The 17403-nt window shown below is 72.7% G+C and carries 16 protein-coding genes and 1 riboswitch; of the genes, 12 read left to right on the top strand and 4 right to left on the bottom strand.

Going from position 1 to position 17403, the window contains the following annotated elements; all coding sequences use genetic code 11:
• Positions 1–38: 38 nt before the first annotated feature.
• A complete protein-coding gene (locus tag ACZ6JT_RS26255) occupies positions 39–1208 on the top strand; it encodes an ROK family transcriptional regulator (protein ID WP_469213404.1) in 1170 nt (389 codons plus the stop codon).
• Between the two features lie 219 nt (positions 1209–1427).
• Here the strand turns inward: ACZ6JT_RS26255 and ACZ6JT_RS26250 are convergent, their stop codons facing one another.
• The 3 genes from ACZ6JT_RS26250 to ACZ6JT_RS26240 all read right to left on the bottom strand — a co-directional run bounded on the left by ACZ6JT_RS26250 (position 1428) and on the right by ACZ6JT_RS26240 (position 5532).
• Complete coding sequence (locus ACZ6JT_RS26250) at positions 1428–2159, bottom strand: SDR family oxidoreductase (RefSeq protein WP_469213403.1); 732 nt, start codon at positions 2157–2159, stop codon at positions 1428–1430.
• Between the two features lie 55 nt (positions 2160–2214).
• The gene (locus tag ACZ6JT_RS26245) at positions 2215–3099 is read right to left on the bottom strand and encodes an RNA polymerase sigma-70 factor (RefSeq protein ID WP_469213402.1); all 885 of its coding nucleotides are present in this window, start codon (positions 3097–3099) and stop codon (positions 2215–2217) included.
• Positions 3100–3177: 78 nt separating this feature from the next.
• Entirely contained in the window at positions 3178–5532 is a 2355-nt protein-coding gene (locus ACZ6JT_RS26240) for a chitinase C-terminal domain-containing protein (RefSeq protein ID WP_469213401.1), read from the bottom strand.
• A 286-nt stretch (positions 5533–5818) separates the two neighbouring features.
• Positions 5819–5949, top strand: a riboswitch (FMN riboswitch).
• 149 nt (positions 5950–6098) lie between these two features.
• On the opposite strand from ACZ6JT_RS26240, the gene ribD reads away from it, so the two are divergent.
• The 11 genes from ribD to ACZ6JT_RS26185 all read left to right on the top strand — a co-directional run bounded on the left by ribD (position 6099) and on the right by ACZ6JT_RS26185 (position 15319).
• Positions 6099–7235, top strand: a complete 1137-nt coding sequence (ribD, locus tag ACZ6JT_RS26235; RefSeq protein WP_469213399.1) for a bifunctional diaminohydroxyphosphoribosylaminopyrimidine deaminase/5-amino-6-(5-phosphoribosylamino)uracil reductase RibD — start codon at positions 6099–6101, stop codon at positions 7233–7235.
• The gene (locus ACZ6JT_RS26230) at positions 7236–7865 is read left to right on the top strand and encodes a riboflavin synthase (RefSeq protein ID WP_469213397.1); all 630 of its coding nucleotides are present in this window, start codon (positions 7236–7238) and stop codon (positions 7863–7865) included. It abuts the gene before it with no gap.
• Positions 7862–8518, top strand: coding sequence for a nicotinamide mononucleotide transporter family protein (locus ACZ6JT_RS26225; RefSeq protein ID WP_469213395.1), 657 nt, complete (start codon positions 7862–7864; stop codon positions 8516–8518). Before ACZ6JT_RS26230 ends, ACZ6JT_RS26225 begins: the two co-directional genes overlap by 4 nt.
• Complete coding sequence (locus ACZ6JT_RS26220; RefSeq protein WP_469213393.1) at positions 8515–9804, top strand: bifunctional 3,4-dihydroxy-2-butanone-4-phosphate synthase/GTP cyclohydrolase II; 1290 nt, start codon at positions 8515–8517, stop codon at positions 9802–9804. The genes ACZ6JT_RS26225 and ACZ6JT_RS26220 overlap by 4 nt, the downstream gene beginning before the upstream one ends.
• A 51-nt stretch (positions 9805–9855) precedes the next feature.
• On the top strand, positions 9856–10341 hold the full coding sequence (ribH, locus tag ACZ6JT_RS26215; RefSeq protein ID WP_007262951.1) for a 6,7-dimethyl-8-ribityllumazine synthase: 486 nt from the start codon (positions 9856–9858) through the stop codon (positions 10339–10341).
• A gap of 67 nt (positions 10342–10408) precedes the next feature.
• Complete coding sequence (locus ACZ6JT_RS26210) at positions 10409–10690, top strand: phosphoribosyl-ATP diphosphatase (RefSeq protein ID WP_030706574.1); 282 nt, start codon at positions 10409–10411, stop codon at positions 10688–10690.
• A 58-nt stretch (positions 10691–10748) separates the two neighbouring features.
• Complete coding sequence (gene hisG, locus ACZ6JT_RS26205; RefSeq protein WP_469213391.1) at positions 10749–11597, top strand: ATP phosphoribosyltransferase; 849 nt, start codon at positions 10749–10751, stop codon at positions 11595–11597.
• 44 nt (positions 11598–11641) lie between these two features.
• Positions 11642–12106: a PH domain-containing protein gene (locus tag ACZ6JT_RS26200; RefSeq protein WP_469213389.1), complete on the top strand. Its 465-nt coding sequence runs from the start codon at positions 11642–11644 to the stop codon at positions 12104–12106.
• Positions 12107–12306: 200 nt separating this feature from the next.
• Positions 12307–13737, top strand: a complete 1431-nt coding sequence (locus tag ACZ6JT_RS26195) for a hemolysin family protein (RefSeq protein WP_469213387.1) — start codon at positions 12307–12309, stop codon at positions 13735–13737.
• Positions 13734–14807 carry a hemolysin family protein gene (locus tag ACZ6JT_RS26190; RefSeq protein WP_469213376.1) on the top strand — a complete coding sequence of 358 codons (1074 nt, stop codon included), beginning with the start codon at positions 13734–13736 and terminating at the stop codon, positions 14805–14807. Before ACZ6JT_RS26195 ends, ACZ6JT_RS26190 begins: the two co-directional genes overlap by 4 nt.
• A gap of 104 nt (positions 14808–14911) precedes the next feature.
• The gene (locus ACZ6JT_RS26185) at positions 14912–15319 is read left to right on the top strand and encodes a hypothetical protein (RefSeq protein WP_469213374.1); all 408 of its coding nucleotides are present in this window, start codon (positions 14912–14914) and stop codon (positions 15317–15319) included.
• A 113-nt stretch (positions 15320–15432) separates the two neighbouring features.
• Here ACZ6JT_RS26185 and ACZ6JT_RS26180 read toward each other — a convergent pair whose 3' ends face one another.
• Positions 15433–17349, bottom strand: a complete 1917-nt coding sequence (locus ACZ6JT_RS26180) for an AAA family ATPase (protein ID WP_469213372.1) — start codon at positions 17347–17349, stop codon at positions 15433–15435.
• Between the last annotated feature and the right edge of the window lie 54 nt (positions 17350–17403).

Here is a 17403-nt window from a genome sequence, read left to right as displayed (position 1 = left end):
GGACCCTGCCTGATAGATAATGGCCCCGACTCCCTAGGATGGGCGCCGTGACTTCCGCCCCCGCCTCGGTACCGTCCTCCGCCCCGGTGCCGTCCCCCGCCTCGCCCAGCACGGCCCGGGCCCTCAACGACCGCCTCGCCCTGCGGCTCCTCCAGGAGTCCGGGCCGCTGACGGCCGCCCAGCTCAAGTCCATGACCGGCCTCTCCCGCCCCTCGGTCGCCGACCTCGTCGACCGCCTCACCGGAGCCGGGCTGATCGAGGTCGTCGGCGAGTCCGGCGAACAGCGGCGCGGGCCCAACGCCAAGCTGTACGGGATCGTCGCCGACCGCGCCCACCTGGCCGCCCTGGACGTCCGCACCGACCGGGTCACCGCCGTCGTCACCGACCTCCTCGGCCGGCCCCTGGCCGAGGCCGCCCTGCCCGTCGGCGCACCCGAGGACGCGGTCGCGGCCCTGCTGCGCACCGCGCACGAGGCCGGCGCGTCCGCCCTGCACACCGTCGTCATCGGAGCCCCCGGCCTGGTCACTCCGGCCACCGGCGAACTCCGCGACACCATCGGCCTGCCCGCCTGGCACCGCGACCTGGTGGGCGCCCTGCAGCGCACCCTGCCCGCCGTCGTGGTGGTCGAGAACGAGACCAACCTCGCCGCCCTCGCCGAACAGCGCCTGGGCGTCGCCAGCGACCTGGACTCCTTCGTGCTGCTGTGGCTCGGCGCGGGCGTGGGCGCGGCGGTGGTCCTGGACGGCCGGCTGCGCCGGGGCGCCTCCGGCGGGGCCGGCGAGATCGGCTTCCTCCCGGTACCCGGCACCGGAACCCTGCCGTCGGCCGCCGAGTGCGGGGGCGGCTTCCACGCCCTGGCGGGCCGGGAGGCGGTCGTCGCGCTCGCGGCGGAACACGGCTTCCGGGGGCCGGCGGAGGAGGCGGTGGCCGGGGCGGCCGGAGACGCGTTTCTGGACGCCCTGGCCGAACGGCTCGCCCTCGGCGCCGCGGCCGTGGCGGCGGTCCTCGACCCGGGCTGCGTGGTCCTCGGCGGTGAGCTCGGCCGCGCGGGGGGCGACGCGCTGGCCGCCCGCGTCGCCGCTCGCCTCGCCACCCTGACCCCGGTCCCGACCGAGGTCCGCGCCACCGCACTCGGTGACCGGGCGGTCCTCACGGGCGCCCGCCTGGCCGCCCGCGAGGCGGCGCAGGAGGTGCTGTTCGGGGGGTAGGGCCCGGGGCCCCGCCCCGCACCCCGCCGGGCTCCGCCCGGACCCGCTCCTCAAACGCCGGAGGGGCTGCATTCGCGCGGCGCAGGCAACCTTTGAGCCGCAGTGTCCAGCTGGGCCGCACCCATTCAGCCTCGCCGGCGTTTGAGGCGCGGGGTGCGGGGCGGAGCCCCGGGCTTGGAGCCGCACCGGGAGGCGGCGGCAGCCCCAGGCGGGAGCCCGTCAGCGCCGGGCCAGGAAGTCCTCGAACGTGGCCTTGCCGACGGCGTGCCCCGGCGCCAGGTGCCCGCCGCGGCGGAAGGCCGCGCCGGCCTTGCCCGGCAGGCGGACCGGGAGGACCGGGCGGCGGCGGCCCGTGCCGCGGAGGTAGGCCCGGGCCAGGTCGGTCATGTCGCGGGCCTCGGGGCCGCCCATGTCCGGCACCCGCCCCGCCGGCGGTGCGACCGCGAGGCCCGCCAGCCGGTCCGCGACCTCCTCGACCGAGATCGGCTGGTCCCGCGTCCCCGCGGGCACCAGCAGGACCGGCAGCTTCGCCATCACCCGGAAGTAGCCGTGGACGAGGTCGTGGAACTGAGTGGTGCGCAGCACCGTCCAGCCCAGGCCCGACTCCTCCAGCATCCGCTCGACCTTGTGCTTGACCTGGTAGTACGAGTACGGCACCCGGTCCACGCCCACGATCGAGATGTAGACGAGGTGCCCGACCCCCGCCCGCCGGGCCGCCTCGACGAGGTGGCCCGCCGCCGTGTCGTCCCCGCCGCGCGGGCTGCTCGCGCAGTGCACCACGACCTCGGCGCCCGCCATCGCCGCGTCCAGCCCGGCGCCGTCGCGCAGGTCGACGGGGTGGTCCGGGGAGCGCCGGCTCAGGACGCGGACCTCGTGGCCCGCGTCCCGCAGCCGGGTGACGACCTGCGATCCGAGGGTTCCCGTGCCGCCGGTGACGAGGATGGTGCTCATGGTCCGTCCGTCCTTCCCTGGAGAAACGCCTTCGCCAGCTGGGACCGGACAGCCGTCAGGAATGTGACAGCTGGCGCCGCAGGAAGTGCAGCTTCTCCGGGTTCACGACCGCCTGCATCCCGCTGACCAGGCCGTCCTCGAACTCGATCAGCAGGACCGCCGCCTCCCCGAACAGCAGCGCGGGCGCCCCGTTGACCTCCGTGAGGGTGACCGGCAGGCCCGCCACGTACTTGCCCAGCGCGCCGATCGCGAAGCGGGCCACCTTGTCGCGGCCCAGGATCGGCCGCCGCGCCGCGTTGACCACGCCGCCGCCGTCCGACACGTACCGCACGTCCGCCGTCAGCATGCTCTCCAGCCGGGACACGTCCCCGCTGCGCGCCGCCGACATGAAGGTGTCCACCAGGCCCTGCCACTGCGCGGGGTCGGGCCGGAAACGCGGCCGCGGGGCCGCCACGCGCGCGGCCGCCCGACGGTACAGCTGGCGGCAGTTGGCCTCGGAGAGGTCGAGCAGCCCGGCGATCTCCCGGTGGCCGTACGCGAAGGCCTCGCGCAGTACGTACACCGCCCGCTCCACCGGCGTGAGCTGCTCCATCAGCACCAGCAGGGCCATGGACACGCTGTCCCGCTGCTCCGCCGACTCCAGCGGGCCCAGCGTCCCGTCCCCGGTGAGGACCGGCTCGGGCAGCCAGGGGCCCACGTACTCCTCGCGCCGGGCCCGCGCCGAGGTGAGCTGGTTGAGGCACAGGTTGGTGACGACCTTGGCGAGCCAGGCCCCCGGGTGCCCGACGTCCCCGCGGTCCGCCGATGCCCAGCGCAGGTACGCGTCCTGCACGGTGTCCTCGGCCTCCGCGGCGGAGCCGAGCATGCGGTAGGCGATGCCGAACATCCGGGGCCGGTGTTCCTCGAAGACCGCGTCGGTCGCGGTGGCGTGGGTGCTCACCGGGACAGCGTAGGCACGGGCGAGGACCCGGTGGCCGCCGGGCCACCGGGTCCTCACCCGCTCACGCGCGGATCAGGGTCAGCAGGCGCCCTGGTCCTTCCAGACACCCCATTCACCGGTGGTGCCTGGCTCCTCGTTCTGCGTCCACCACTGGGCCTTCCAGGTGTGGCCCTTGTGCGAGACGACGTTGCCGCTGTTGTAGACCGTGCCCGCCACGTACGCCGGGCCCGTGCACGTCCCGCCCGTCGGCGGAGGGGTGGTGGGCGGCGTGGTCGGGGGAGTGGTGGGCGGGGTGGTCGGCGGCTGGGTGCCGCCCGGTTCCGTCACCGTGGTGCCGCGCGCCAGGTCCCCGGCGAGGGCGTAGGTGGTGCCGGAGATGTTCACCGTCCAGTTGGAGGGCGTGGAGACGGGCAGGTAGTAGTTGAAGGCCAGGTCGACCGAGGCGCCCGGGGCCAGCGTCTGCCAGGCCGGGAGCTTCAGGGAGACCCGCTGGAAGTCGCCCTTCAGACCGCCGACGTTGCTGCCGGTGTGGCCGCTGCTGATCACCTTCGTGCCGAAGCCCGACTGGTCGGAGGCGTTGTCCGGGGCCGAGGTCCCGTAGTCGAACTGGAACTCGGTGCCGCCGGGCAGCGTCGTGTTCGTGTTGTTGGTGATCTTGAGCTTGGGGGTGAGCGGGTAGTTGGAGTCGCCCAGCTTGAACTCGGTGAACTCCGTCCTGATGTTCACGGCCCGGCTCGGCAGCGCGGTGGCGCCCGCCTTCTTCGCGCCGTACGGCGAGGCCGACTTGAACTTCTGGTACATCGCGTCGGTGAGCGTGTCGCCCATCTCGTACTGGCCCTTGGCCGCGTTGTACGCGTAGTCGCCCGCGAGCTCCCAGACCATCGTGCCGCCGATGCCCTTGTTCACCACGTAGTCGGCCTTGGCGGCCACCGACTGCTCGTCCTCCGTCGAGAGGAACACCTTCTTCTGCGCGTTCCACAGCCACGGCGCCACCAGGGTGGAGTCGTACTTGCGGACGTAGGTGCCGGTCAGTGTGGTGTTGGCCGGGAAGCCGTACTTGGTGACGTAGTCGCCGACGACCCCCTTCTCCAGGTTCTTGGCGTGCCACATGGGATTGGACCCGGCCGGGGACTCGGCCCCGTTGGTGTCCTTGTCGTGCCACAGGTTGTCGATGCCGACCGCGCCGTCACCGCACTTGGTCAGGCCCGCGCCGGCCGGGCAGGTGGTCGCGGGGGCCTTGCCCCACAGGCCGTCGGTGCCGCCCTGCACGTTCTTGAAGCCGCGGGTGTAGTAGGGCAGGCCGATGTTGATGCGGCCGCCCGGCATCGAGCCGCGGAAGTAGTGGTACGCCCAGTCGGTGTTGAGGTAGCCGATGCCGCCGTACTGGGAGGTGGAGTACACGCCCGCGGCGGCCAGCTCGCCGTCCTTGCCGTCGTCGAAGAGCGAGGCGTTGGGGCCGACGTACTCGTTCCAGGCGCCGTGCAGGTCGTAGGACATGATGTTGACGTAGTCCAGGTACTTCTGCACCTGGAAGGTCTCCATGCCCCGCAGCAGGTAGCCGGAGGAGGGGGCGGCGACGGAGAGCAGGTAGTGCCTGCCGTCGGCGGCGCCCGCGCGGTCCAGCTTCTCGCGCAGCGACTTCATGAGGGCGGCGTAGCCCTGGACGAGGCCGGCCCGGCGGGCGTTGGAGAGCTGCCAGTCCAGCGGGTTGCCCGCGTCCTTCATGGTGGTCGGGTACTCGTAGTCGATGTCGACGCCGTTGAAGCCGTACTTGCGGACGAACTCGACCGAGGAGTCCGCGAAGGTGTCGATACCGGCCTGGTTGACCGAGCCGTCGGCGTTGGTGGCCATCGAGTAGAAGCCGCCGGAGGCGACGCGGTTGCCGTCGTCGCCGAAGTAGCCGCCGGTCTCCGCCCAGCCGCCGACCGAGATCAGCGTCTTGACGTTCGGGTACTGCTTCTTGAACTTGGTCAGCTGGTTGAAGTGGCCCTTGTAGGGGAGGGCCGGGTCCATCTCGGCGCCCGCGACGCCGGGCCAGGTCGTCCCGGTGGCGGCGTTGTTCACGCCGTCCGAGCCGACCGAGATCTTGTTGTCGGCGCCCACGTGGGCGAAGGCGTAGTTCAGGTGGGTGACCTTGGACCACGGGATGTTGTTGGCGAGGTAGGCGGGGGCGCCGTCCTTGCCGGTGCGCCAGCCGGTGAAGTAGCCGATGACGCGGCGCTGGTGGTCGGCGCCCATCTTCTCGCGGCCCTCGGAGTCGTAGACCGAGCAGTACGGGACGTCGACGCCGGCGGTCTTGTACAGCCCGTCGGGGCGACAGGTCTCGTTGTCGGCCGCGTGCGAGACGCCCGTCGAGAGCCCGCCCACCAGGAGTCCGGCGATTGCGGCGCCGGATGCCAGGAGCATCGCTCTCGTACGTGTGGGGGACGGCATTGTGCCTCCTGGGGAGGGGAGGATGCAGGACACAGCTGGACACAACAGGAATCAACCGGGTTGGTGGACAAGCGTGTTGGCCCGTGACGTGCGCACATCGGACGGGCCGTTCCCGGGAAGATGAAGGGAACGTTAAGAGGACTAGACCACCTCGTCAATAGGTCTGGACCAAGCCCGTCCCACTTGACGAAGTCCGCACGGGCGGCGACTCGCTGTGAGCCAGGCCACACCGCATCGCCTGCGTGGCGGCGGATCACCCGTGGCAAACTGGCTGGAGTACCAGTAGCAGCGCACTCCGGGGTCGGTGTAATTCCGAACCGGCGGTTATAGTCCGCGACCCGTCCGCAGCCAGCGGCCGGTTGACCAGGTGAGATTCCTGGACCGACGGTTAAAGTCCGGATGGGAGGCAGTGCGCGGCGGGCCAGACACAGGTACGCCGCCGTCGGCGGTTCATCGGCATATCCCTGCGGACATGCCCGATCGGACCGTTTTCCGGCCTCGGCGTCCCCCAGTGAGCTGGACCGCTTCATCTGTCGTATCCCGACAGGCCCCGGAGTCCGTGCCCGATGAGGCAGGAGGACCCGGTGGCGACACACGCCGCGCACGCAGCACCCGCATCCGACGCGGGTACCCGTGCCATGCGCCGAGCCGTCGAGCTCGCCGCCCGCGGACTCGGCTCCACCAGCCCCAACCCCGTCGTCGGCTGCGTCATCACCGACGCCTCCGGCACCGTCGTGGGCGAGGGCTGGCACGAACGGGCCGGCGGCCCGCACGCCGAGGTCAACGCCCTGCGCGCCGCGGGCGACGCGGCCCGCGGCGCCACCGCCTACGTCACTCTCGAACCCTGCAACCACACCGGCCGTACGGGACCCTGCGCCCGCGCCCTCGTCGAGGCCGGCATCGCCCGCGTGGTCTACGCCGTCTCCGACCCGAACCCGCAGGCCAGCGGTGGCGCGGCCACGCTGCGCGCCGCCGGGATCGACACCGAGGCCGGGTTCCTGGAAGCCGAGGCCGAGGCCGGCAACACCGCCTGGCTGACCTCCGTACGGCTCGGCCGTCCCCACGTGACCTGGAAGTACGCCGCCACCCTCGACGGCCGCAGCGCCGCCGCCGACGGCACCAGCCGCTGGATCAGCTCCGCCGAGTCCCGCGCCGACGTCCACCGGCTGCGCGCCGAGGCCGACGCCGTCCTGGTGGGCGGCGGCACCCTGCGCGCCGACGACCCGCACCTGGCCGTACGCGGCATCGCCGGAGCCACCCAGCCCCTGCGCGTGGCCCTCGACACCCACGCCGGACTCCGGCCCGGCGCCCGCGTCCTCGACGACTCCGCGCCCACGCTGCTGGTCGTCGCCGAGGACGCCGACACCCGCCACCTGCCCGGCGTCGACCTGCTCCGGCTGCCCCTGCACGACGGCCGGATCCCGCTCCACCGGCTCCTGACGGAGCTGTACGACCGCGGCGTGCGCTCCCTCCTCCTGGAGGGCGGCCCCACCCTGGCGGGCGCCTTCGCCGAGGGCGGGGCCGTCGACCGGGTCGTCGGCTACCTCGCCCCGGCCCTGCTCGGCGCCGGCCCCGCCGCCTTCGGCGACGCCGGCATCACGAACATCTCCCAGGCGCTCCGCCTCGACATCACCGAGGCCGTCCGCGTGGGCCCCGACCTGCGCATCACCGCCATCCCCACCACCGCCCCGAAGGAGCACTGAGTGTTCACCGGAATCGTCGAAGAACTGGGCGAGGTCACCGCCGTCGAGCAGCTCGAGGAGGCCTCCCGCTTCCGGCTGCGCGGCCCCCTCGTCACCGAGGGCGCCAAGCACGGCGACTCCATCGCCGTCAACGGCGTCTGCCTGACCGTCGTGGAGACCGCCGACGGCGAGTTCACCGCCGACGTCATGCAGGAGACCCTCAACCGCTCCAGCCTCGGCGCCCTCACCGAGGGCTCCCGGGTCAACCTGGAGCGCCCGATGGCCCTCGGCGGACGGCTCGGCGGCCACCTGGTCCAGGGGCACGTGGACGGCACCGGCGAGATCCTCTCCCGGACCCCCTCCGAGCACTGGGAGATCGTCAAGGTCGCCCTCCCGGAGAACCTCTCCCGCTACGTCGTCGAGAAGGGCTCCATCACCGTCGACGGCGTCAGCCTCACCGTGGTCGAGGCCGCCGCCGACTGGTTCACCATCAGCCTCATCCCCACCACCCTGGCCCTGACCACGCTCGGCACCAAGCAGGCCGGCGACCCCGTCAACCTGGAGGTGGACGTCCTCGCGAAGTACGTCGAGCGCCTCCTGGCCGCCGGCGTGGACCCGCTGCACGCGAATCCGACGGGAGACGGCCGGTGACCGCCCTGACCTGGCTCAACGCCGAGGCCTTCACCGTGTTCGGGCAGAAGGTCATCTGGTCCGACATGATCGGCAACCTGATGGGCCTGGCCGCCCTCGCGCTCGGCTGGCGCCGCTCCATATGGACCTGGCCCGCCCAGCTCCTCTCCGGCCTGATCCTCATCGCCGCCTACGCCTCCGCCCACCTCGCGGGCGGCGTCGGCAAGCAGCTCCTGGTCATCGGCGTGGCCGCCTGGGGCTGGCGCGCCTGGCAGCTCGGCCGGCAGCAGGCCCAGGACGGCTCCATCGCCGTGCGCACCGCCGGCTGGAAGGAGCGCGGACTGCTCCTCGGCGGGGCGGCGCTCGGCACCCTCGCCGTCGGCGGCCTGTTCACGCTCTACCCGGACCTGTCCTGGAGCCCGTGGGCCGACGCGTACATCTTTGTCGGCACCATCGTCGCGATGGTCGCCCAGGCCCGCGGCCTCGTCGAGTTCTGGATCGCCTGGCTCCTCGTCGACCTGGTCGGCGTCCCCCTCGCCTTCAACGGCGGCCTGGTCTTCTCCGGCCTCGTCTACGTCGTGTACTTCGCGCTCGTCGTCTGGGGCGCCTACGACTGGTACCGGCGCTCGCGCACCACCACCCCCGCCACGGCCCTGGAAGGAGCAACGGCATGACCAGCCTCAAGCCCGTGCCCGACATCCCCGAAGAGACCTTCCTCCTCGACCCGGTCGAGCAGGCCATCCGCGACATCGCGGCGGGCCGGCCGGTCGTCGTCGTCGACGACGAGGACCGCGAGAACGAGGGCGACCTCGTCATCGCCGCCGAGAAGGCCACCCCGGAGATCATCGCCTTCATGATGAGCGAGTGCCGAGGCCTGATCTGCGCCCCCATGGAGGGCCCCGAGCTGGACCGGCTCGAACTCCCCCAGATGGTCCAGAACAACACCGAGTCGATGAAGACCGCCTTCACCGTCTCCGTGGACGCGAGCGCCGCCCACGGCGTCTCCACCGGCATCTCGGCCGCCGACCGCGCCACCACCCTGCGGCTCCTCGCCGACGGGGTCTGCGGCCCCGCCGACTTCGTCCGCCCCGGCCACATCTTCCCGCTGCGCGCCAAGCCCGGCGGCGTCCTGGTCCGCAACGGCCACACCGAGGCCGCCGTCGACCTCGCCCGCCTCGCGGGCCTGCGCCCGGCCGGTGCCATCGTCGAGATCGCCGGCGAGGACGGCGTCATGCTGCGCCTGCCCGAGCTGATCCCCTTCGCCCGCAAGCACGGCCTGACGATCATCTCCATCGAGGACCTGATCGCCTACCGCCGCTCCGCCGAGCCCACCGTGCGCCGCGAGGCCGAGGTCAGCCTCCCGACCGCCTTCGGCGAGTTCACGGCCTACGGCTACCGCTCCACCGTCGACGGAGTCGAGCACGTCGCCCTCGTCCACGGCGAGATCGGCGACGGCGGCGACCTCCTGGTCCGCATGCACTCCGAATGCCTGACCGGCGACATCTTCGCCTCCCAGCGCTGCGACTGCGGCCCCCAGCTGCACGCCTCCATGGAGCGGATCAAGGCCGAGGGCCGCGGGGTCGTCGTCTACCTGCGCGGCCACGAGGGCCGCGGCATCGGACTGCTGTCCAAGCTGCGCGCGTACGAGCTCCAGGAGCGCGGCCGCGACACCCTCGACGCCAACCTGGAGCTGGGCCTGCCCGCCGACGCCCGCGACTACGCCGCCGGCGCGCAGATCCTCGCCGACCTCGGCGCCCGCACCGTCCGGCTGCTCACCAACAACCCCGACAAGTCCGAGGCCCTCGTCCGGCACGGCATCGAGGTCACCAGCCGGGAGGCCATGCCGGTCGAGGCCGGCGAGCACAATCTGCGGTACCTGCGCACCAAGCGGGACCGGATGGGCCACGACCTGCCCTGGCTGGACGGGGCCGTGACCACGTCCGCCTGCGGCAACCAGTAAGCACGCACCACCACCCGTACGTACATCCACGAACCACCGAGGAGCAGAGCTGTGAGCGGCAAGGGCGCACCCGAACTGAGCGTGAAGAACTGCGGAGACCTCCGAGTCGCCGTGATCGCGGCCCAGTGGCACGAGAAGGTCATGGACGGACTGGTCGACGGTGCCCTGCGGGCCCTGCACGAGCTCGGCATCGACGAGCCCACCCTGCTCCGCGTCCCGGGCAGCTTCGAGCTGCCGGTCGTGGCGAAGGTACTGGCCGGTCGCGGTTACGATGCGATCGTCGCCCTCGGCGTGGTCATCCGCGGCGGCACCCCGCACTTCGACTACGTCTGCCAGGGCGTCACCCAGGGCCTGGTGCAGGTGTCGATCGACACCGGAGTCCCCGTCGGCTTCGGAGTGCTGACCTGCGACAACGACGAGCAGGCGCTGGACCGCGCCGGACTCGAAGGGTCGAACGAGGACAAGGGGCACGAAGCGGTCACCGCCGCCGTCTCCACCGCCATGACCCTGCGGACCGTCAGCGAACCCTGGCGCTAGGAGACCCGGTCCAAGGAGTGAACCCCGGCACGGGGACACCCGGGTGAGCCCGTACCCTAAGGACATCATGGCGAACAAACCCTCCAAGAGCTTCGAAGACCTCTTCACGGAGCTCCAGCTCAAGGCCGCCAACGGCGACCCCAGCACCTCCCGTACCGCCGAGCTCGTCCACAAGGGCGTCCATGCCATCGGCAAGAAGGTCGTCGAGGAGGCCGCCGAGGTCTGGATGGCCGCCGAGTACGAGGGCAAGGAAGCCGCCGCCGAGGAGATCTCCCAGCTGCTCTACCACGTCCAGGTGATGATGGTGGCGCGCGGGATCTCCCTCGACGACGTCTACGCGCACCTCTGAGCTCCGGCCCGCACACCCACCCGTAAGCACGCACCACCCACGCATCAAAGGAAGCCCCATGCTGCGCATCGCCGTCCCCAACAAGGGTTCTCTCTCCGGACCGGCGTCGGCGATGCTCCATGAGGCCGGCTACCGGATGCGCAAGGAGTCCAAGGAGCTCGTGGTCGTCGACCCCGAGAACGAGGTCGAGTTCTTCTACCTCCGCCCCAAGGACATCGCGATCTACGTCTCCTCGGGCAAGCTCGACATCGGCATCACCGGCCGGGACCTGCTGCTCGACTCCGGCGCCAGCGCCGAGGAGATCCTGCCGCTGAACTTCGGCCGCTCCACCTTCCGCTACGCCACCACCCCCGGCACCGCGAAGGGCCCCGAGGACTTCAACGGGATGACGATCGCGACCTCGTACGAGGGAATCGTCGCCAAGCACCTCGCCGACAAGGGGATCGACGCCTCCGTCGTCCACCTCGACGGCGCGGTCGAGACCGCCATCCAGCTCGGCGTCGCCCAGATCATCGCGGACGTCGTCGAGACCGGCACCAGCCTGCGCAACGCGGGCCTGGAGGTCATCGGCGAGCCGATCCTCACCTCCGAGGCCGTCGTCATCCGCGGCAACGGCGCCGACGCCGACGACCCGCAGGTCCAGCAGTTCCTGCGCCGCCTCCAGGGCGTCCTGGTCGCCCGCAGCTACGTGATGATGGACTACGACTGCCGCGCCGAGCACCTGGAGCGCGCGGTCGCCCTCACCCCGGGCCTGGAGTCGCCGACCGTCTCCCCGCTGCACAACGAGGGCTGGGTCGCGGTCCGCGCCATGGTCCCGGCCAAGGAGGCCCAGCGGATCATGGACGACCTGTACGAGCTCGGCGCGCGCGCCATCCTCACTACGTCGATCCACGCCTGCCGGCTCTGACCCGTCCCACCCGCACCACCACCGCAGAAGGCATCCGAACCACCATGGCCGAGTCCGTCGCCCAGCCCCGCACGCCCGCCCTGCCGGTCACCTTCCGGCCGAACCGGACCCGGGCCGTCCTGCTGGGCGTCGGGACCGCCATGTTCGTGACCATCGGATCGATCGCCTTCCTCCTGGAGAACCTCAGCACCGGGGAGCGGATCAGCTTCCTCTTCACCGCCGTGCTGCTGAGCTCCGTCCTCGTCCTGCTCAGCCGCCCCAAGGTGGTCGCGGACGAGAGCGGCGTCACCGTCGTCAACATCACCACCACCCGCCGCCTGGAGTGGGCGCAGATCCTGCGCGTGAACCTCCGCCCGGGCGACCCGTGGGTGTTCCTCGACCTCAACGACGGCACCAGCCTGCCCGCCCTCGGCATCCAGCCGGGCATCGCCAGGCAGCGGGCGATCGGCGACGCCCGCGCCCTGCGCGCCCTCGCCGAGAGCCGCGGAACGGGCGCGCACGACCACTGAGACCACCGATCCTCGTCGCTGCGTACCGTTGCGGCCGGGATCTCAATGACTACCCTGGTGGCGGGGCGCAGCTGTGCGCCCTCCCACCGGCCCCGGGACCCCGAGGCCCGTGGGCACCTGCGACTTGAGGAGTGACTCCCTCCAGCAATGGACGGATCGTCCGGTAGTACCCGCGCCGCCCTCCCTCCGGAGGCGGCGGCATGACCATTCCGCTACTCCTGCTCGCGGCGGCATTCGCCCTGATCCTCGCCAACGGTTTCTTCGTGGCAGCCGAATTCGGCCTCGTCACCGTGGAGAGACCCGAGGCCGAGCGCGCCGCGGCCGACGGTGACCGCCGTGCCCGCACGGTGGTCGAAGCCCTGAAGGAGCTCTCCTTCCAGCTCTCGGGCACCCAGCTCGGCATCACCATCACCTCCCTCGTGGTCGGTATGCTCGCCGAGCCGGCCCTCGCCGCACTGCTGGCCGGGCCGATCGGTGCCACCGGCCTGCCCGCCGGGGCCGTCCCCGGCGTCGCCGTCGTCATCGGCATGCTGCTCGCCTCCGCCGTCCAGATGGTCGTCGGCGAGCTCGTCCCGAAGAACTGGGCGGTCTCCCGGCCGCTCCAGGTGGCCCGCTTCGTCGCCGGCCCCCAGAACGCCTTCTCCCGCGCCTTCCGGCCGGTCATCGCTGGCCTCAACGCCGTCGCCAACCGGCTCGTGCGGGCGCTCGGCGTGGAGCCGACCGAGGAGATGGCCTCCGCCCGGACCCCCGGCGAACTGGTCTCCCTGGTCCGCCATTCGGCCCAGGCCGGCGCCCTCGAACAGGACACCGCCGACCTCTTCGTACGGACCCTCTCGCTGGGCGAGCTCACGGCCCAGCACGTCATGACCCCCCGGGTGAAGGTCAGCGCCCTGATGCACACGGCCACCGCGGCCGACGTGCTCAACCTGACCCGCGCCACGGGCCTGTCCCGCTTCCCCGTCTACCGCGACCGCATCGACGAGGTCACCGGCGTGGTCCACCTCAAGGACGCCCTCGCCGTGCCCGAGTCCGAGCGCGACCGCACCACCGTGAGCCGGATCTGCGTCGCCCCGCTGCTGGTGCCCGGCTCCCTGCCGGTGCAGCCGCTGCTGGAACGGTTGCGCAGCGAACAGCCGATGGCCGTGGTCGTCGACGAGTACGGCGGCACCGCCGGCGTGGTCACGCTGGAGGACATCGTCGAGGAACTCGTCGGCGAGGTCCGTGACGAGCACGACCTCGCCGAGGACGAGGGCCCCGAACTGGCCGCCGTACCCCCGGAGGACGGCCGCCCCTCCTGGGAGGCCGACGGCAGCTGCCGGGTGCAGACCCTGCGCCGGATAGGCCTGGAGGTGCCCGAAGGCCCGTACGAGACCGTCGCGGGCCTCGTCGCCGACCTGCTCGGCCGGATCCCCGCCCCCGGGGACCGCGCCGACCTCCCCGGCTGGAAGCTGTCCGTCCGCCAGGTCGGCCGCAACCGCGCCGAGCGCGTGCGCCTGGTCCGGCTGACGGCGGTACCCGCGGCCGGAACGTACCGGCCCGCCTCCGCCGCCGACGGCGCCGCCCCGCTCGGCTCCGGCCGCCGCGGCGAGGGCGTCCCGCAACGGGCCGAGCTGGAAGGCGCCTCCCGATGAACGTGCTCCAGCTCCTCTTCGCCCTGCTGCTGGTCCTCGCCAACGGCTTCTTCGTCGGTGCCGAGTTCGCCCTCGTCTCCGTACGGCGCAGCCAGATCGAGCCCCTCGCGGCCGAGTCCAAGCGGGCCCGCCAGGTGCTCCACGGCCTGGAGAACCTGCCCCGCATGATGGCCGCCGCGCAGTTCGGCATCACCATCTGCTCCCTCACCCTCGGCGCGGTCGCCGAACCCACCGTGGCCCGGCTGCTGGAGCCCGTCTTCCATGCCGTCCACGTACCGCAGGGCCTGATCCACCCGCTCGGCTACGCCCTCGCGCTCGCCGCCGTGGTCTTCCTGCACCTGGTCATCGGCGAGATGGTCCCCAAGAACCTCGCCATGGCCGCCCCCGAGAAGACCGCCCTGTGGTTCAGCCCCGGCCTGGTCGCCTTCGCCCGTCTGTGCGGGCCGGTCACGACCGCGCTCGGAGCCTGCGCCAAGCTCGTCCTGAAGCTCTTCAAGGTCGAACCCAAGGACGAGGTGGAGGCCGTCTACACCTCCGCCCAGCTGGGCCGGCTCCTCAAGGACTCCCGGCAGGCCGGGCTCCTGGAGCCGGTCGAGCAGGAGCGGCTGGAGGACGCCCTGGAACTGGGCAGCCGCCCCGTCACCGACGTCCTGCTCGACCGGGACCGCCTGGTCACGGTCGGCCCCGACGTGACCCCGCGCCAGATCGAGCAGCTGACCGTGCGCACCGGCTACTCCCGTTTCCCCGTCCGCGCCGCCAGCGGCGCCTTCATGGGCTACCTGCACGTCAAGGACGTACTGGACCTGGAGGACCGGGAACGGGCCGTGCCCCAGCGGGTCTGGCGCCGGATGACCACGCTGTGCGCCACCGTCCCGCTCGACGACGCCCTCGGCGTCATGCGCCGCGACGCCACCCACCTGGCGCAGGTGGCCGACCCGGGCGGCCGGGTCCTCGGCCTGGTCGCCCTGGAGGACGTCCTGGAAATGCTGGTCGGCGAGGTCCGCGACCCGTCACACCGCGTCCTGCCGGGCCGTCCGGGTCCCCGCCAGGAGGGGGCACTGACCGGGTGACCCGTCGCCGAACCCGCCGTACCCGCCGTCCCTGCGGCGGGTTCGGCCGGTTGGGCGGCCCGGTGCCGGGGCAGTACTGACCGTACGCGGGAGGGGGCGGTCGGATGTCCGGGGAACACGGCGAGACGGCGGCCAGGATGGTGGCCCTGCTGAGCGAGGACCCGGACGTGGCCTCCCCGGTGGCGCGCCGGCTCCGCGCGCTGCTGCGCGACCGGCTGACGGAACAGGGCCTGGCCTTCCTGAACGCCTTCGAACGCGACCCCTCCGCACCCGACGCGGCCGACCGGCTCACGGCGGCGCTCCTGAACCTCGCCGAGGCGGACCCGGAGTTCGAGGCGGAGGCCGGCGCTCTCCTGCGGAACGGCCTCGCCACCGAGGCGGACGAGGTGTGGGCCACCGGCAGCAGCAAGGGCCCGGTGTACATCTTCTGGTTCGTCATCCCCCTGGCCATCCTCTGGCTGGTGATCAACGCCATAGCGGCGTTCTCCGGCGCACCGGTGGACCTGCCGTAGCGGCAGCCGCGCCCGGCGGACGGCATCAGCCGGATCCGGCCCCACCGGCGCGCGAGGCGCGCGGCCCGGGGCAGCGCCCCTGGAGCCCGCGCGGCGGCACCCGGCCCGCCCCCCTATAGCGGCGGCTCCGGCCGCTCCTGCGGCCCGCGGCCCGACAGGACCTCCCCGTACGCCTGCATCAGGTCCGGCAGCCGGAGCGTGGCGAGGTCGTCCCGCGACGGCTCGCCCGCGAAGCCCGCCAGCCGCAGATCCCGGTACGCGCAGCTCTTCTCGTACAGCGTGCGCAGGAACCGCCCGTTGCCGAGCTCGTCGATCCAGCCCTGCTCCACCACGTGCCCGCTGATGCTGCGCAGCTCCTCCAGCGCCTCCTCGTCCCAGTGGTCCCCGTTCGCGTCCGCCAGCACCCCGCCGATCGCGGTCAGCTCCAACGGCCGGTAGCTGGGGAAGTCCACCCGGGTCGTGAACCGCGAGGACAGCCCCGGATTGGCCGCCAGCAGCCGGTCCATCCCGGCCGGATAACCCGCCAGGATCACCACCAGGTGGTCCCGGTTGTCCTCGGCCCGCTTGAGCAGCACCTGCAGGGCCTCGTCGCCGTACGCGTCGCCCTTGCTGTAGCCCGAGTTGGACAGCGAGTACGCCTCGTCCACGAACAGCACCCCGCCGATCGCCGAATCGATCAGCTCGTTCGCCTTGACCGCGGTCTGGCCGAGGAACTCGCCCACCAGATCCGCCCGCTGGGCCTCCACCAGATGGTCGCCGCCCAGCAACCCCAGGGCGTAGAAGACCCGCCCCAGGATCCGCGCCACCGTCGTCTTGCCCGTTCCCGAGGGCCCCGAGAAGACGAAGTGACGCTTCGGCGGCTGCACCGGCAGCCCCTGCCCCGCCCTCAGCCGCGCCATGTGCAGCTGCGCCGACAGCGCCTTCACCTGCCGTTTGACGGGTTCCAGGCCGACCATCCGCTCCAGCTCCGCGAGCGCCTCGGCGAGCGCCACCGGGTCGGAGGGCCCGGCCGGCAGCCCCTCGGGCGCGCCCTGCGGCGGGACGGGCACCTTGCGCCGCGTGCCCTCCACCCGGCCCGCCGGGGGCGTCGGGGGGGCCGGCGGGTCGGGCTCGGCCTGGTTGTCGGCCGCGAGGTCCTGGACGGGCCCGCCGCCCAGCGCGACCGCCGCGAAGTCCCCGCCGACGGGGGAGGGGCCGTGCCCGGCGTAGGCCCCGTACCCGGCGTACCCCGCCAGGCCCGCCAGATCGGCCATGCCGTCGGTGTCGTCGCCGTCCTCGATGGCCGTCAGCCGGGCCGCGGTGTCCATGAACGAGGGGTCCACCCGGTGCACCGCCCGGTACAGCGGCAGCGCCGCCGCGCTGCGCCCCGTGCCCTCGTGCGCCCGCGCCAGCCAGTACCGCAGCTCCTTGCGCTGCGGCTGCTCGCTGCGACAGCGCATCAGCGCCGCCGACAGCATCGGCTCCGCCTGCCCGTACATCTCCAGCCGGACCCGGGCCATCCCGCCGAACAGGCCCGCCTCGATCCCCAGCAGCGGATCGTTCACCAGCGGCTCGGTGTGCCGCACCAACTGGTCCCAGTCCTTGACCAGGTAGGCCCGGCAGGCGTGCAGGAACCGCACCTGTGCGTCGGTGTCCACCGGCGGCAGCGCCGCGAGCGCCTGGTCCAGCTCGGGCACGTGGCGGCCGTCCAGCCAGTGCGAGGCGTGGGCGAGCAGCAGGTCGCGCCGGCTCTCCAGCACCGGCTGGACCCACCAGCCCAGCCAGTACCAGGAGTTCAGCGTTCTGCGGTGCCGGGCCCGCTGTTCGCCGAAGCGGTCCCGGTGCGCGTACATCCGGAGTAACGCGTTGCCGGTGTCGACCCGCAGCGCGTGCAGCCCCAGCCAGGCGTCGGCCATCGAGGGATCGAGTCGTACGGCCGCCCGGAACTCCTCCTCGGCCTGCGGATACGCCCCCATGGTGCAGGCGTCGACTCCGCGCAGCCAGGCGAGTTCGGCCGGGGCGTGCATGCTGCCCGGCGTGCCGAAATCCATCACGTCCCCCACAAGCCTGCCCCCGTGGTGCGCGGCAACCCCCGCTTCGAGCGC

This window comes from Streptomyces sp. NPDC046308 (assembly GCF_055588065.1).
This window is presented reverse-complemented; position numbering and strand designations above follow the sequence as displayed.